Genomic DNA, 16,652 nt, shown 5'->3' with positions numbered 1-16,652 from the left:
ACCCGGGACACCATGATTAAAAGTCATGTGCTCTACCGACTGAGCTAGTGAACCACATTTTTTTACTCGCTTATTAAGTTTTATTACTTCGTCAACTACAGAATTTATTCATTCCTGTACATAAGTACTACTCATTTCATAAATTCATTGTTTCCTCGTACTAAACCTTACTAATTTAGTAAAAGTAATTGGCTGGGATGGCAGGATTCGAACCTACGCATAATGGAGTCAAAGTCCATTGCCTTACCGCTTGGCGACATCCCATTACATGGGGTGAACGATGGGACTTGAACCCACGACAACCAGTGCCACAAACTGGCGCTCTACCAACTGAACTACATTCACCATAATGGTGCGTCTTAAGGGATTCGAACCCCTGGCCCACGCCTTAGAAGGGCGTTGCTCTATCCAGCTGAGCTAAAGACGCATATTTTATTTTAGTGGAGCGGGTGATGAGAATCGAACTCACGTAACTAGCTTGGAAGGCTAGGGCTCTACCATTGAGCTACACCCGCATATTTAATTTTATGTTGTAATTGGTCGGGGTGACAGGGATCGAACCTGCGACCTCATGGTCCCAAACCACGCGCGCTCCCATCTGCGCCACACCCCGAGATAATGGTGCGTCTTAAGGGATTCGAACCCCTGGCCCACGCCTTAGAAGGGCGTTGCTCTATCCAGCTGAGCTAAAGACGCATATTTTATTTTTCGTATCTCTTGTTACAACGTTTATTATTTTAATTCATAAGGTTTATTCTGTCAAGTTTTTAAAAAATTCTTTTTTGAATCTTTTAAAATCCCTTTGAAGCTTTTAACCCAAGAACCTTTATCATTATAAGTTATTCTTTAAGTTATGTCAAGTAACTTTTTCATTCTCATGTTTAAATTACTTTTAACATTCATCAAGGATTATTAGTTATTAATGTTAATGGAGCGGGTGATGAGAATCGAACTCACGTAACTAGCTTGGAAGGCTAGGGCTCTACCATTGAGCTACACCCGCATATTTAATTTTATGTTGTAATTGGTCGGGGTGACAGGGATCGAACCTGCGACCTCATGGTCCCAAACCACGCGCGCTCCCATCTGCGCCACACCCCGGAGTCATTGTTGTTATCTCCTGACGACAATGACTATTCTACAATATCCAAATTAATTCGTCAATACTTTTTTGAAAAATTATTATATTTTTTTATATATGCAACTAAATTTATATTCTATATTTTATTTTATATATTCATTTCTTTTAGATAAACACTGGGGTTTACTCCTTTTTCTACCTCTATAAACCCTATATATCTCCCCCTATTTCTTGGTAATGATAAACTTCCCGGATTTATTAATATTACATCATCATATTTTTCTATCATTGAAATATGCGTATGTCCAAAAAGAGCTATATCTGCTTTTATCTCTTTTGCTTTATAATAAATATTATTTAAACCATATTTAACACCATACAAATCACCATGAGTAAAAAATATTCTAATACCCTCTATCTCTATAATTCCTTCTTTAGGATATTTATCTTTATAATCGCAATTTCCACTTACAATATAAACCTCACCATTAAATTCTTTTGATATTTCTTCTGCATCTTCAACATTGTCTCCTAAATGTATAACAATATCAGCATCTTTTATATATTCATTAGCCATTTTTATATAATTGCTCATTCTATGAGTATCACTTATTACTGCAATTAACATGATTTGCTCCCCTATTCGCTTATAAGATTTAATATTGTGCTTTTTAATTTTTTTAAAGCCATTCCTCTATGACTTATATTATTCTTTTCTTCTAGAGTTAACTCTGCAAAAGTTTTATTTAATGGATCATAGAAAAATAAAGGATCATATCCAAAGCCATCATCTCCCTGCGGCTTTTCTAAAATATATCCATTTACATCTCCAGTTATTGAATAATACTTTCCGTCTTCATCAAACATAGCTATTTGACACACAAATTTAGCAGTCCTTTTATTAGTCGGAACATTTGATAATTCCAATAATAGTTTTTCATTATTCTTTTTATCATTGCCATGTTCTCCTGCATATCTAGCTGAGTATATTCCTGGTGCACCATTCAAGTAATCAACTTGTAATCCTGAGTCATCACTCAAAACTAAAAAGTCCTTTTCATTCCTTAATTTTAATAAATCATATATCTCTTTAGCTTTTTTCTTTGCATTTTCTTCAAATGTATTACCATCTTCTTCTACATCTATATCTATATTTTCTTCATTTAAAGATTTTATTTCAATATTTAAATCTTTTAATAATTCTTTCATTTCTTTTATTTTATTTGTATTATTACTAGCTAAAATAAATTTTTTCATACTCTAATTATTACCTCCAGTACCAATCCAAAGAGAATCCATCTTTAATGATTCTTTTTGAACATTAATCATTTGTTTTATTCCCTTTTCTCCTAAATCTAATAATTCATTTAACTCATTTCTAGTATATGGACTCTCTTCTCCAGTACCTTGAACTTCAACAAAGCTACCTTCATCAGTCATAATTATATTCATATCTACTTTTGCTTTTGAATCTTCTTGATAACATAAATCTAATATTTTCTCATCATTAACTATACCAACACTCACAGCTGCAACAAAATTTCTAATAGGATATATCTTAAAAGGCTTTATTTTATGCAATTTATTAACAGCATCAACTAATGCTATAAATGCTCCTGAAATAGCTGTAGTTCTCGTACCGCCATCAGCTTGAATAACATCACAATCAATCCATAATGTCTTTTCTCCTAAAGCCTTTAAATCTACAACGGATCTTAATGCTCTTCCTATAAGTCTTTGTATCTCCATTGTTCTTCCATCTATTTTTAATCTTGCAATATCTCTTATTTTTCTTGTTTCTGTTGATCTTGGAAGCATATTATATTCTGCTGTAATCCATCCTGATCCTGTTCCCTTCATAAATGGTGGAACTTTATCTTCAATAGAAACATTACATAAAACTTTTGTATCGCCTACTTCTATATATACTGAACCTTCTGCATACTTTGTATAATGTCTTGTCACTTTAACATGTCTTATTTGCTCATTTTTTCTTCCATCAATTCTCAACGAAATCACACTCCAAACATATATATTTCAAAATTTATTATATTTTTATATTGTATATATTTTTAAAATTAATTATTATTTTTACTTAATTTATTAATATTAACATATATAAATAATAGATTGCTTTAAAGACCTTTTTAATACCTTTATTAAAAAATTTCACCTTTTATTTAGATTTTATGCACTATTTTTGAATTAAACTCATATTAATTAATAGTATGAGAATTTTTAGAGAGGTGAATATAATTGAGATATATAGGGCCATTTTTTAGAATGAATAGTCTTTCTCAAAAGGAAATTAGTAATCAGCTTTTTTATTTATCAAAGGAATCAGTAAAAACTATTGTTCTTAATTCAAAATGTGGTCTTCTAATTCCTATTAGAGTTTCAAAAAAATCTTCTTCTACAAATGATATTAGCATATTAAATGACTTTTCTCCACTAATATGTATATATAAGAAATCATCACCTATGTTTATACACAATAAAACTTCACATGGGTTTGATGAATCCACTTTTAAAAAGGAAATAAACCCTTCAACAAACGCTTTAATGACCTTGTGTCTATTAGAGTTAAGTGACTATTATTCTAATTACGATAAAGATAATAGAAACATTATATCTTTCGAAAAGTCATTTAAATATATAGCAAAACAACAGCTAAAATTCTATTCAAAAAACCTTCGAAATAATGAAGGAGTTTTTGTTGATAAAAAAAATACGTCTGATGGAAATTCTAAAGGTTTTAATCTAATAGATAAAAATGATAAGTTTAACTTCTGTGACCAATCTTTTATGATGGCAGCTTATTATCTATATTCTTTCTATAATAAATCTGATGTTGATGGTAATGATTATGAAAGATTTTCTAATGAAATTTTATGTGTATTAAGAGATTATAAAGAATCTCTTTACGACTTATCATTTGAAGAAGATTTAAATATTTTATTATGCTTGAATATTTTTTACAAGTATTCAAAAAATCCTATAGCTAAAGACTTAATATTAGACTTAAGTGATTTTTTAATAAATAGATTCATGGTAAAAGACTATTATGTAAATTCATTAGAAAATTGTTGTTTATTAGCTATATGCTTAATAGAATCTTACAAACATACAAATATAATTTCTTTTAAAGAAACTAGTAAAGAAATTAATGATAAATTATTGAGTCTATATGATAATGATAAAAATATTTTTATTAAACTTACAGATAAAAAAGAAACTAAGTATTCTTGTTTAGAAATTAATTTTTATTTGTTATCTTTAATGATTCATGCAAAAGAAGAAGATAAAATTTCAGAATTAAAACCTATTATATCTAACATATATAGAAAACTTTACGTGAATAACAATCTGTTAACAAGTTGGCCTGAAGCTCCAACTTTAGATGAAGTAGAACGATATAAAAATTTAAGCTTAAAATCTGAAGATATGCTAGATGAAACTTATTTCAGAATGCCTAACTTACCTACTCCAGGAAGTAATGGATTAGCTCCTATATTTGTTAAAAACTTAAGTTATTCTAGAAAAAAAGATTGTTTTACAGTACCTAAAGTATCTTTTGATTCAAATAAAAATATGTTTTCTTTTTTATTATTTATATATTTTCTTAAAGATGATATTGAAAAAGAAATGGGATTTAGTAAAAATAAAACATCTATAACTGATTGCAGAACTACAGCAGATATTAATGATAAAGTTAATAATGAAGTTAATAATAAAGTCATTAATTCATCAGAACTAAATAACATTGAAATAGAAGATGTTGATGTTAGTACAAACTTAAATTTAAAGGTTCCTGATTCTCCAAAATTAACAACTAATCTAAATAAAACACCATCTAATTCAAATACTAAATCGAAAAAGTATTCTAAATACAAATCTAATAATAAAAAAAATTAATACTGTATTGTAAAATATATAAGGCTATATCATTGACGTATTACCAATGATATAGCCTTAATCTATAATGAATCATTGTATAGATGAAAAATCCATATTTCCATTACCATCCATTTTAATATTTGATATTTTTTTAGAAAAAGCTATGTTTTCATTATAAAACATCAATGGTACTATTTTATATTCTTCAAAAATCTTATTTTCTAAATTTAGATATATATCATCATTGCAATTATTAGATAACAAAATCTCTTTTTCACTGTCACTCATATAATTAATAAATTTTTTATAAAATTTATCTTTATCTAAAATATTTGCTTCATTGTTAACTAATATCATATCATATCTTTTTTGTAATTCTTCATCATTAAACTCATCTTCTTTTAATAAACTATACTTTATAGATATGTCTGTGTTTTCGTCAAACCATTTTTCTATAACCCTACATAACTCTCTGTTAATGCTATTATCTCTGCATAATATAGTAAGTACTTTGGGTGGAGACCACTCCTCTTCCTTATTACTTATTACTTTTCTTGTTTGTAATTTAGTTAAATCTTCTTTATTTTCTCTAAAATAACTACCTTCAGCCAACTCAAATGATTTATCATTTGAAGAAGAATAGTCTTCCATAGATTCTGATATATACTTATATATTTCTCTTCTACCTTGTAAAGAAATATTATTTTTATCATTTATATATAAATACACACCTGTATCTTTAGGCATTGTTATTAAGCTTCCATTATTACTTAATTTATTTAATTGGCTTTGTGGTGGATTTATAACAATATCTCTTTCTCCTATTTCAAATGATGCCATAGATAACTCTACATTGCTATCATTTATTAAATTTATGACCTTCTTATTTCCATCATTATTATTAGATTCTAACGTTATTTTGTCATTCATAAATGATGTTATTTTATAATCTCCACTATAAATTACTTCATTGTAATTCTTTTTTATATTTTCCCACATAACCAAATACTTTCTTAATCTATATTGTGGCTTAGTTAATTCACTTAAAAATTTATCATTTTTAGCATTAAGTCTTATAACTACACTGTTGTCTTTAGATTTTATTGCAACTCCTTTTTCAAAAGTAGTTTCTCCATCTTTAAATCCTCTAGCACCATAAACATCTAATAATGCTTGTATGTTTTCTTCATCATCCTCTTTTAATAGTTCTCTGAAAAACACAATTACATCATCTGAAGTTATTTTACTTCCATCATTCCAATATATATTATCATCTATCTTAAATTCATATTCTATTCCATCTTCACTTTTAATTATTTCTTTAGCTAAAGAAGGTAATATATTATTATCTATATCCTTTGAAACCAAACCTCTACTAACTGCACAAATTATATCTTCATCTCGCTTAGATAAATTAGTAACATTCTTTAAATTATCTGGTATATCTTCTACTCCATAATTAATAACATCATCACCTTTTTTATCTGATGAAACATTATCAATCTGAATAAATCCTAATAAAAAAGCACCTATGATAAAAATTAAAGATATAGGTAACAAGTATTTTTTCAATGTTAATACCCTCCTTACTCTCATAATATACATAATTAGATTATTAACATTTTATTTTATTTATAATCATTAATATTTATAATTAATTTTATTACTCCGTCTACCTTCGCTTATACCTACATCAACGCTATACTAAAACAAAACATTATGTTTAAATACCTGTTTTTATTATTTTTACTTTATTTAACCATAAATATATGTTTAAAATAAATATTCTCTTATGGTATAATATTACCATATTTTATTGGAGGTTTTTAAAATGAAATTTTTAACGGCTACATTTCTAATAGTTGCAATACTATTTATGTTGGTCTTTTTGTTTATAGGAATATGGTTATTTATAGTAGCAATAAAATCACATAAACAATTAAGATATCAAAACTATATATTAGAAAAGATATGTCAAAAGCTTAATGCATTATCTAATAAAATGTATTTTAATGAAGCACTAAAAGATAATCCAAATTACTCAACAGATGATTTTGATTTAAATGAATCTACTGAAGATAGTGATTGTGATGATATATCTAATTTTGATAAATCTGAAGAATTAGAATAAGAAAAACCTACTATGAAACTTTTTAATTTCATAGTAGGTTTTTTACTTCTGATAGTTTTTTCTATCTTTTCTCTACTTCTTCAGTAACTAATTTATTAACAATTCCCGGGTTTGCTTGACCTTTAGTTTCTTTCATTACTTGACCAACAGCAAATCCAAGTATTCTAGTTCTTCCACTCTTGTATTGTTCAATAACTTGTGGATTTTCATCAAGAACTTTATTAACTAATTGACGAATAGCATCTTCATCATTATTTTGTTTTAAGCCTTTTTCATCAATTATAGTCTTTGGTGATTTCCCCGCTGCAAACATATCCTCAAGTACTTTTTTACCTATAGCACTTGATATAATTCCATCCTTTATTATTTCTATTAATTCTGCTAAATCTTTAGGAGAGAATTTTAAGTCTTCTACCCAAGTACTTTCTTCTTTCATAAGTCTTGAGATATCTCCCATGATCCAATTTGATGCTGCTTTAGGATCCCCTGATAACTTAGCACATTCATCAAAGTAATCTGCCATTGCATCTGTAAGTGTTAATACATGAGCATCATATTTAGGTAGATCATATTCTTTTACAAATCTGTCCGCCTTTTGATATGGAAGTTCTGGAATTGTCTCTCTTATTTCTTCAATCCATTCATCAGAAACATTTAAAGTAACTAGATCTCCTTCTGGGAAATATCTATAATCATTTGCTTGTTCCTTACTTCTCATAACTATAGTTTTATTGTTTGTTTCATCCCATCTTCTAGTTTCAACACTTAAAGCTTCTCCATTAGTTACAGCCTCAACTTGTCTGTCAAATTCGTAATTTAATGCCTTTTCTAATGCTTTAAATGAATTCATATTCTTAATTTCTGATCTTATACCAAATGGTTCTGTTCCCTTTTCTCTAATAGAAATATTTCCATCACATCTTAAAGAACCTTCTTCCATCTTACAATCTGATATTTCAGCAGAACTTAATATGCTTCTAAGCTTTGTAAGATATAGTGTAGCTTCTTCTGGAGTTCTAATATCAGGTTTAGATACTACTTCTATTAATGGCACACCTGCTCTATTAAAATCAACTAATGTACCTCTTTTAGTATGTAATAACTTACCTGCATCTTCTTCTATATGAATTCTTTCAATTCCGATTCTCTTAACTTCTCCACTTTCAAGTTCAATATCAATATATCCATTTCTACATATTGGTAATTCATCTTGTGTTATTTGATAATTCTTAGGACAATCTGGGTAGAAGTAATTCTTTCTATCCATTCTTCCAACTTTAGTTATTTCACAATTTAAAGCTAATCCTGCTTTTATTCCTAGCTCTAAAACTCTTTTATTTAATTGTGGTAATGATCCCGGAAGACCTAAGCATACAGGACAAACATGAGTATTAGGTTTTCCTCCGAATTCTGTTGTACAACCACAGTATATTTTAGTATTAGTTAAAAGTTCAGCATGAACTTCTAATCCTATGACTGATTCAAATTCCATTGTTTCTTCACTCCTTACCCCTATAGATTTGGATGCATTTCATGCCATTTAGTTGATTGTTCATAGCTATATGCAAGATTAAATAATGTGTCTTCTTTAAAATAATTACCCATTATTTGAAGTCCTACTGGAAGACCATCAGCAACTCCGCATGGAAGTGATATTGCTGGAATACCTGCTATATTTACAGGAACAGTATAAATATCTCCTAAATACATTTCTAATGCATTTTCTGTTTTTTCTCCAATTTTATAAGCTGGAGTTGGTGCTGTTGGTGATATTATAGCATCAAAATCTTTGAATATATTTTCAAACTCACCTTTTATAAGATTTCTAACTTTTAATGCTTTCTTATAATATGCATCATAATATCCTGCTGATAATGCATAAGTACCTAGCATTATTCTCTTTTTAACTTCTTTTCCAAAGGCTTCACTTCTTGATTTAAAATACATATCAACTGCATCTTCAACGCTTTCACTTCTATGACCATATCTTACTCCATCAAATCTAGCTAAATTTGATGATGCTTCTGCACATGCTAATAAATAATAAGCTGATATAGCATAGTCTGCTAATGGAAGTGATACTTCTGTAATTTCTGCACCATTAGCTTTAAATACTTCTAATGCATCATACATAGCCTTTTGAACCTTAGGATCTAATCCATCTTTGAAAAATTCCTTTGGTAATGCTATTTTCTTGCCTTTAATATTTTCTGATAAAGAGTCTTCGTAATTAGGTACATTTATATTAGCTGTAGTAAAATCCCTGTGATCAACTCCTGATATTACTTGAGTTAATAAAGCACAGTCTTTAACATCTCTTCCTAATGTACCAACTTGATCTAAAGTAGAACCATAAGCTACAACTCCACTTCTTGAAACTCTTCCATATGTAGGTTTTAATCCAACTATTCCACAGAAAGATGCTGGTTGTCTTACTGATCCACCAGTATCAGTTCCTAATGCTAATGGAACCTCTTTTGCAGCAACAGCAGCAGCAGAACCACCTGATGATCCACCTGGTACTCTATCTAAATCCCATGGATTTCTAGTTATTTTATAAGCAGAATTTTCAGTTGATGAACCCATTGCAAATTCATCCATATTTAATTTACCTAATATAACTCCACCTTGTGACTTTACACTTTCAGAAACTGTAGCATCGTATGGCGATATATATCCTTCTAATATCTTAGATGCGCAAGTGTTTTGCATATTCTTAACACTTATATTATCTTTAATTCCTAAAGGTGCTCCCCCTAGTAATCCAATATCTTCACCTTTTCTTAACTTCTCATCTAATAATTTAGCATCATTTAATGCTTCTTCTTCTGCAATATATAAAAATGCATTTACTTTTTCATCTATATTCTTTACTTTTTCTAAATGAGCTTTAGTAACTTCTTCTACTGAAGCTTCTTTTTTAGAAATTAAATTCTTTAATTCATGAGCTTTATAATTTGTAAAATCCATATTTCACCCTCCAATCTTCTATTGTTCTCTTATAATTGTTGGAACTAAAACATACTCTTCTAATGTTTTAGGCGCGTTTTCTAAAACCTCTTCTAATTTAATTGAAGGGGTAATTTCATCTTCTCTAAATTTGTTTTCAATATAATAAGGGTTTACTATTATATCTTCCTTTTCAGTATCCAATTCTTGAAGCTTTTCAACATAATTTAAAATTTGATTTAAATCAGATGCTAAGCTTTCTTTTTCATCTTCATTAAAACTTAATCTTGCAAGTTCTGCAACATATTCAACGTCTTTTTTAGTAACAGACATAGTTAACCTCCCTTTCAAACTAAAGACATTTTAAAATTAAAATGCCTTATATTTTATAAGTATCTTATTTAATACATTAAATTTTATCATAAAATCTTCTATTTTACTAAATTAACTATAAAAAATATTAGAGAAATAGATATTGTAAAACTAAACATAGAGTATATTATTCTTTTTCTACCAGTTTCATTAATCATAAACCTGATTGTAAGAACAAGCATAGTTATAAATATTCCCAATTGAACTGGTAAATATGAATTGAAAACCTGATTAACATAATAAAATTGATAACTAGTCAAAAAGGTACATACTATTAAAATGCTAGTTATAAATCCACATATTAAAGTCAACCAATTTACTAGTGTTTTCATTAGCTTTCACTTCCTAACATTTTTTCAAATTCCTCTTCTGAAATAACCTTAACTCCAAGTTCTTCTGCTTTCGTTAATTTTGATCCTGCTGATTCACCAGCTATTACATAATCAGTCTTTTTACTTACACTACCTGAAACTTTAGCGCCCAATTTTTCTAGCTTAATTTTTATCTCAGTTCTAGAATAATTTTGTAATGCACCAGTAGCAACTATAGTTTTATCTTTAAAAATACTTTCTACTATTTTAACTTCATCAAATATAGGATTTACTCCTAAATTTAATAATTCATCAATAGTATTTATTACTTTTTCTTCTTTAAAGAATTCAATTATATCCTGAGCAACTATATCACCAACATCCTGAACTGATACTAACTCTTCAAATGTAGCATTTTTCAATCCATCAATTGATTTAAATTTCTTTACAATATCCTTAGCTGTTTTTACGCCTACATTAGGAATACCTAAAGCATATATAAATGAATATAATTTACACTCTTTGCTGGATTCAATTGCATTTAATAAGTTTTCAGCTTTCTTATCTCCAAACTTGTCTAAGTTTATTAAGTCTTCTTTTTCTAATTTATATAAATCTGATATAGACTTAATATTTAACTTTTCAAATAATTGTTCTGCTGTTTTTTCTGAGAATCCTGCTATATTCATAGCATCTCTTGAAGCATAATGAACTATAGTTTTAACTAATTGTGGCTTACAAGAAAGTGTATTTTCACAAAAATAATGTGCTCCATTTAAAACTACGTGACTACCACATGCTGGACATTCAACTGGTGGAACTATTTCCTCAGAATTCTCTAATGTATTCTCTAACGTTCCCATTATTTCTGGTATAACATCGTTAGATCTTCTAACAAATACATCAACGCCAATTCTTACACCTTTTCTTTTTATATCATCCATATTGTTAAGGGTTGCCCTTTTAACAGTTACCCCTGCTAATTCTACTGGCTCTAATATTGCTGTTGGCCCTATTCTTCCACTTCTTCCAACATTCCATTCAACATCCAAAAGTTTTGTTGTAGCCTCTTGTGCTTCAAACTTATAAGCTATTGCCCATTTAGGGAATTTAACTGTGTATCCCAATAATTCCCTTGTTCTAATATCATCTATAGCTACTACTAAACCATCAATATCATAATTTAAATCGAATCTTATTTTTTCTATATACTCTATTTCCTTCTTTATATCATCAATAGATGTACATACTTTTAAATAATCATCAACAGGCAATCCTTTTTCTTTGATGAAATCCATCATTTCTAAATAAGTTTTAAATTTATGTCCTTCTTTATATCCAACATCATAGAAAAATGCTGATAGGTCTCTTCTAGCAGTCTCTTTTACATTAAGATTTCTTAACGCTCCAGCTGCACCATTTCTTAAGTTCTTTAACGGAGTATCTGCACTAGAATTGTATTTTTCAAAAGCCTCTTGTGTCATAATCGCTTCACCATGCACCTCAAATAAGTCATGATTTTCTTGAAGTTTTAGAGGTATAGATTTAATAGTTTTTACTTGCGCAGTTACATTCTCTCCTATTTCTCCATTACCTCTTGTTGCACTAACTTCAAGCATGCCTTCCTTATTATAAGTTAAGTTAACTGTTAATCCATCAAACTTTTTAGTAGCTATATATTTTAAATCCGGTAAATCTTCACCTTGAGCTCTCATCTCATTAACAAATTTTACATTTCTATTATGCCAATCTTTTATTTCCTCTAAACTTTGAGCTTTATCTAAACTCCAAAGCTTACCCTTGTGTGTGTATTTATTGAATCCGTCTAAAACAACATCACCTATTCTTAATGTAGGTGAATATGGAAGCACAAGCCCCGTTTCCTTTTCTAATAATTTAAGTTCATCATATTCTTTATCATAATCCTTATCACTCACAGATGGATTATCAAGAACATAATAATCATATGAGTACTTATTTAATATTTCAACAAGCTCTTTTATTCTTTCTATTTTATCCACCATTATCTCCATCTCCTAAACCAAGAAAATTTATAAATTAATTTATTTATCTTATAATTAAAAGTAAATCTATAAAAGTCGACCTTTATTTTATATTGCTTTTAACTTAGCAAATGATAACATTAAATTTTTAACTCCTTGTTTGTCAAATGCAATAGTTAACTTTTTATCATCTCCTGAGCCCTGAACACTAACTATTGTACCTACTCCAAACTTTTCATGTTGCACTTTTCTACCTAAAGTAATTTCATTAGCATTTAAATATTCAGAATTATTATTATCATTAATAACAGTATTAGTCGGCTTAGAAAATTCTTTTCTTATTGTACTTCTTAAACTATGTGGATTATTATATGAATCATTTTTTTGAGTCTTAACATTAGAATTAGATCCATTTCCTGAGCCTATTCTATTTCCACTTACATATTCCTTAAGATCAGGTTTTATTTCATTTATAAAATCAGATTGAGAGTATGCAACAGTTCTACCAAATACTCTTCTAACTTCAGCTGATGTCATAAATAATGTTTCTTTTGCCCTTGTTATTCCTACATAGCATAATCTTCTTGACTCTTCCATCTCAGATTCTTTTTCAAACGACATATTTCCCGGGAAAATACCATTTTCCATTCCAACCATAAATACAACTGGAAACTCAAGTCCCTTTGCACTATGGACTGTCATCAATACTATTGTATCTTCTTGTTCTTCAATTTTATCTGTATCTTGAACTAACGATACTTTCTCTAAATATGCTGCTAAGGATTTATCTTCATTATTTTTTTCAAAGTCAACAGCATCGGAAACTAGTTCTTTTAAGTTTTCAATTCTACTTTTATCTTCTATTTCCTTAGACGCTTCTAACTGTTTTAAGTATCCTGTATCTTTAAGTATTGCCTCAATTAATACAGATATAGGTGCACTTTCACTAAGTGACATGAATTCTTCCATTAAATTTGTAAATACTTCTATATTATTAGCATTTCTAGGTGTTAATGTTGGTATTGTTCTAACTTCCATTAAAGCATCCCACATATCTAATTCGAAGTTATTCGCAAATTCTTGAATTTTTGATACTGTAGCATCACCTATACTTCTCTTAGGCACATTTACTATTCTCTTTAAACTAACATCATCTCTTGGATTAACTATAGCCTTAAGATAAGCTAAAATATCCTTTATTTCTTTTCTATCGTAAAATCTTGTTCCACCTACTATCTTATATGGAATTCCTCTTCTTCTTAAACTTTCTTCAAAAATACGTGACTGAGCATTAGTTCTGTATAGTATAGCAAAATCTTTGTATTCTTTATCTTCTTTAGACTTAATCTCTGTAATTTGCTTGCTAACAAAATCTCCTTCATCATTATCTGAAAAAGCTCTATATATTTTTATTTTTTCTCCAGCTTCTTGTTCTGTTCTAAGTACTTTACTTTTTCTATTTGCATTATTTACAATAACTACATTAGCAGCATTTAATATATTGCTCTTAGATCTATAATTTTGTTCTAATTTAATCACTTTAGCATTAGGATAATCTTTTTCAAAATCCAATATATTTTGAATATCTGCGCCTCTCCATTGATAAATACAATTATGAACTACAATATCATTTGCTATATAATTTCTAGCATTATCTACATTTAAATCATATACAAATCCATCATACATCTCTCTTTCAACAGATACTATAATGTCTTCCGTTATTAATCCATCCTTTTCTATTGCAATTGCCATTCCTTCTCTGAAGCTTCCAATTGGCATAAATAGAAAACTTTTATTTTCTGTTAAATTAGCTTTTTTTAATATATCAAAATCCTCTTCAACTTTACCTAAATTCTTAGCAAATTCTTCTGCATCATCATATAAAGCTCTTTCAGTTTCAACTCTATACGTGTTTCGTTCACCATTTCTAACATTAAATCCAGCTTCTATGAATTTATTTTTTGTTTCTTCTCCAGATGAATTAAGCCCAATTCTATGAGAATATAAACCTCTTTGTACTGATTTTTTTCCTCCAAAAAAAGTAATATTAATTGTTTTCCTTATTGAATCGCCTCTTATTACTGCGTTGCTTAAATGATGAGGATATTCTTTATATAAATGTTCTTCTTCCATTAATCTTTCAGCTGCACTTAATGTATCAATTTCATTAAACATCTTCTCTATTTGTTCTTGTGATACTGTTATATTTTTTCCTCTTGAATTAAATACAATAGTAGGTATTCCATATTTTACAGAATAATATTGTTCATAATAAGTTGCATCACCCTTTGAATTACAAACTTTTATAATCCATATCTTATCAGCCTGTTCTCCATTTAATCTAACAGCTAAACCGCTAGCTTTTCTTTCATCTCTAGATCTTATAGATGATGTTTGACCTATTCTATATCCAAATCCACTTTTATATATTAAATAAACATAATATTTATCTTTCTCTAATAATACTTTTCCAAATGAAATATGATTAGGTGTAGATTTTATTACTTTATTACTTTTTGTAGTAATTTTTATTATTTCTCCACAATACTTCTTTTTACTTATGTCATTTATAGATAATAAGCCTGTTTCTCCATTACCACATGCAACCTTAACTTTATCATTACAAGTTAATTTTTCTATTGCAACTTCTTTATCTTCAGTAGATATTAAAGTACCTTCAACTAAACATTGATCATCATCCCCGACAACGCATATATTCTTATATTTTGATGCTAATAATTTAATTAATTCATATTGAGCTCCATTAGTATCTTGATATTCATCTACCATTATATATTTGAATTTATTTTGGTAAAATTCTAATACTTCTGGATTAGATTTAAATAATTCAACAGCTTTAAATATTAAATCATCAAAATCCAATGCGTTATTTTCTTTTAGTCTTCTTTGATACATTTCATATGCTTCTGCAATTTTATTTTCTCTAAAATTAGATTCATTTTGTCTCATAAAACTTTGAGCAGTTTGCATAGTATCTTTTGCTTTTCCAATTTTACTTAATATCTCTTGATCAGATATATCTTTATCATTAATATTTAAAAGCTTCATACATTCTTTTATTAATACTTTTTGATCAGATGTATCATATATTGTAAAGTTACTATTGTAACCAATCTTATCTATTTCTCTTCTTAAAATTCTTACGCAAGTTGAATGGAAAGTAGATATCCACATATTTTCAGCTTTACTACCAATTAGTGATATAACTCTATCCTTCATTTCCTTTGCTGCTTTATTAGTAAATGTAATAGCTAATATATTATATGGTGCTATGCCCATGTCTTCTATCATATGTGCCATTCTATATGTTAATACTCTTGTCTTTCCTGATCCAGCTCCAGCTAATATTAACAATTGTCCATCTATGGTAATTGCACCTTCATATTGTTCTTTATTAAGCAATGATTTTAACTCCATTTAGTTAATCTGCTCCTTTCGTAATCTCTAAATATTATAACATAGTGAAAGTATTAATAATATTTCTCTTTATATGTTAATTTAATCTTTATATACATCTATTATATATAATTATTACCTTAAAAATTATATACCCTTTTATTATCTCCTATTTTAAAATATAAAAACAACTAAAAATGAAGGAATTAAATCATATAAAAATAAATATGATTTAATTCCTTCATTTGCTTTTTTCTATTCAATTTGCTTATTTATATCTATAAATAATGTACTATTTTTATGTTTTTTTATATATCAAATCAATTTTATCTCTAAGAAAACATTTTCATTTGTGAAAACAAAAAAAACGCAACCCTTGGGGCTAGGTTGCGCTTTAGCAATAAGCAATAAGCAATAAATAAAAAGGGGGCTATATAATTCCTTTTATTTATCCTTGCAAAATTATTATAGGCCATTCTATATTAAAA

Annotated in this window: 12 protein-coding genes and 8 tRNA genes; 2 read left to right on the top strand and 18 right to left on the bottom strand. The window is 28.2% G+C overall.

Annotated features, from left to right (window positions below; translation table 11 throughout):
• Nucleotides 1-189: 189 nt before the first annotated feature.
• The 11 genes from RYM86_RS04375 to rph form a co-directional block, all read right to left on the bottom strand.
• Nucleotides 190-264: transfer RNA gene (locus RYM86_RS04375), tRNA-Gln, on the bottom strand.
• Nucleotides 265-269: 5 nt separating this feature from the next.
• Nucleotides 270-345 (bottom strand) — tRNA-His (locus RYM86_RS04370).
• A gap of 5 nt (nt 346-350) precedes the next feature.
• Nucleotides 351-427, bottom strand: a tRNA-Arg gene (locus tag RYM86_RS04365).
• Between the two features lie 14 nt (nt 428-441).
• Nucleotides 442-515 (bottom strand) — tRNA-Gly (locus RYM86_RS04360).
• 22 nt (nt 516-537) lie between these two features.
• Nucleotides 538-613: transfer RNA gene (locus tag RYM86_RS04355), tRNA-Pro, on the bottom strand.
• A 6-nt stretch (nt 614-619) separates the two neighbouring features.
• A tRNA-Arg gene (locus tag RYM86_RS04350) sits at nt 620-696 on the bottom strand.
• 233 nt (nt 697-929) lie between these two features.
• A tRNA-Gly gene (locus RYM86_RS04345) sits at nt 930-1,003 on the bottom strand.
• 22 nt (nt 1,004-1,025) lie between these two features.
• Nucleotides 1,026-1,101 (bottom strand) — tRNA-Pro (locus tag RYM86_RS04340).
• Nucleotides 1,102-1,229: 128 nt separating this feature from the next.
• Entirely contained in the window at nt 1,230-1,709 is a 480-nt protein-coding gene (locus tag RYM86_RS04335) for a metallophosphoesterase (RefSeq protein ID WP_315078102.1), read from the bottom strand.
• 11 nt (nt 1,710-1,720) lie between these two features.
• A complete protein-coding gene (locus tag RYM86_RS04330) occupies nt 1,721-2,338 on the bottom strand; it encodes an XTP/dITP diphosphatase (protein ID WP_315078101.1) in 618 nt (205 codons plus the stop codon).
• 3 nt (nt 2,339-2,341) lie between these two features.
• A complete protein-coding gene (gene rph, locus RYM86_RS04325; RefSeq protein ID WP_315078099.1) occupies nt 2,342-3,091 on the bottom strand; it encodes a ribonuclease PH in 750 nt (249 codons plus the stop codon).
• A gap of 246 nt (nt 3,092-3,337) precedes the next feature.
• Here rph and RYM86_RS04320 point away from each other — a divergent pair, with 246 nt between their 5' ends.
• On the top strand, nt 3,338-4,996 hold the full coding sequence (locus RYM86_RS04320) for a hypothetical protein (protein WP_315078097.1): 1,659 nt from the start codon (nt 3,338-3,340) through the stop codon (nt 4,994-4,996).
• 72 nt (nt 4,997-5,068) lie between these two features.
• On the opposite strand, the gene RYM86_RS04315 is transcribed toward RYM86_RS04320, so the two are convergent.
• On the bottom strand, nt 5,069-6,550 hold the full coding sequence (locus RYM86_RS04315; protein ID WP_315078095.1) for an ABC transporter substrate-binding protein: 1,482 nt from the start codon (nt 6,548-6,550) through the stop codon (nt 5,069-5,071).
• A gap of 259 nt (nt 6,551-6,809) precedes the next feature.
• Between RYM86_RS04315 and RYM86_RS04310 the strand changes: the two genes are divergently transcribed.
• The gene (locus RYM86_RS04310) at nt 6,810-7,109 is read left to right on the top strand and encodes a hypothetical protein (protein WP_315078094.1); all 300 of its coding nucleotides are present in this window, start codon (nt 6,810-6,812) and stop codon (nt 7,107-7,109) included.
• 61 nt (nt 7,110-7,170) lie between these two features.
• Here RYM86_RS04310 and gatB read toward each other — a convergent pair whose 3' ends face one another.
• The 6 genes from gatB to RYM86_RS04280 form a co-directional block, all read right to left on the bottom strand.
• The gene (gene gatB / locus RYM86_RS04305; RefSeq protein ID WP_315078093.1) at nt 7,171-8,601 is read right to left on the bottom strand and encodes an Asp-tRNA(Asn)/Glu-tRNA(Gln) amidotransferase subunit GatB; all 1,431 of its coding nucleotides are present in this window, start codon (nt 8,599-8,601) and stop codon (nt 7,171-7,173) included.
• Nucleotides 8,602-8,621: 20 nt separating this feature from the next.
• Nucleotides 8,622-10,079 (bottom strand): Asp-tRNA(Asn)/Glu-tRNA(Gln) amidotransferase subunit GatA, encoded by a 1,458-nt coding sequence (gene gatA / locus RYM86_RS04300; protein ID WP_315078091.1) that lies wholly within the window; start codon nt 10,077-10,079, stop codon nt 8,622-8,624.
• Between the two features lie 18 nt (nt 10,080-10,097).
• Nucleotides 10,098-10,391, bottom strand: coding sequence for an Asp-tRNA(Asn)/Glu-tRNA(Gln) amidotransferase subunit GatC (gene gatC / locus RYM86_RS04295; protein WP_003371286.1), 294 nt, complete (start codon nt 10,389-10,391; stop codon nt 10,098-10,100).
• Nucleotides 10,392-10,489: 98 nt separating this feature from the next.
• Nucleotides 10,490-10,762, bottom strand: a complete 273-nt coding sequence (locus RYM86_RS04290; protein ID WP_315078086.1) for a hypothetical protein — start codon at nt 10,760-10,762, stop codon at nt 10,490-10,492.
• Nucleotides 10,762-12,765: an NAD-dependent DNA ligase LigA gene (ligA, locus tag RYM86_RS04285; protein WP_315078083.1), complete on the bottom strand. Its 2,004-nt coding sequence runs from the start codon at nt 12,763-12,765 to the stop codon at nt 10,762-10,764. The genes RYM86_RS04290 and ligA overlap by 1 nt, the downstream gene beginning before the upstream one ends.
• Before the next feature lie 87 nt (nt 12,766-12,852).
• Nucleotides 12,853-16,185 carry a UvrD-helicase domain-containing protein gene (locus RYM86_RS04280; protein ID WP_315078082.1) on the bottom strand — a complete coding sequence of 1,111 codons (3,333 nt, stop codon included), beginning with the start codon at nt 16,183-16,185 and terminating at the stop codon, nt 12,853-12,855.
• Nucleotides 16,186-16,652 lie beyond the last annotated feature (467 nt).

Origin of the sequence: uncultured Clostridium sp., assembly GCF_963527835.1 — a bacterium.
In the GTDB taxonomy this organism is placed as follows: domain Bacteria; phylum Bacillota; class Clostridia; order Clostridiales; family Clostridiaceae; genus Clostridium.
This window is presented reverse-complemented; position numbering and strand designations above follow the sequence as displayed.

Coding starts and splice junctions, on each gene's coding strand:
- RYM86_RS04280 (WP_315078082.1), bottom strand. CDS start 16,185: ATGGAGTTAAAATCATTGCTTAATAAAGAACAATATGAAGGTGCAATT.
- gatC (WP_003371286.1), bottom strand. CDS start 10,391: ATGTCTGTTACTAAAAAAGACGTTGAATATGTTGCAGAACTTGCAAGA.
- RYM86_RS04310 (WP_315078094.1), top strand. CDS start 6,810: ATGAAATTTTTAACGGCTACATTTCTAATAGTTGCAATACTATTTATG.
- ligA (WP_315078083.1), bottom strand. CDS start 12,765: ATGGTGGATAAAATAGAAAGAATAAAAGAGCTTGTTGAAATATTAAAT.
- gatB (WP_315078093.1), bottom strand. CDS start 8,601: ATGGAATTTGAATCAGTCATAGGATTAGAAGTTCATGCTGAACTTTTA.
- RYM86_RS04290 (WP_315078086.1), bottom strand. CDS start 10,762: ATGAAAACACTAGTAAATTGGTTGACTTTAATATGTGGATTTATAACT.
- RYM86_RS04335 (WP_315078102.1), bottom strand. CDS start 1,709: ATGTTAATTGCAGTAATAAGTGATACTCATAGAATGAGCAATTATATA.
- RYM86_RS04330 (WP_315078101.1), bottom strand. CDS start 2,338: ATGAAAAAATTTATTTTAGCTAGTAATAATACAAATAAAATAAAAGAA.
- gatA (WP_315078091.1), bottom strand. CDS start 10,079: ATGGATTTTACAAATTATAAAGCTCATGAATTAAAGAATTTAATTTCT.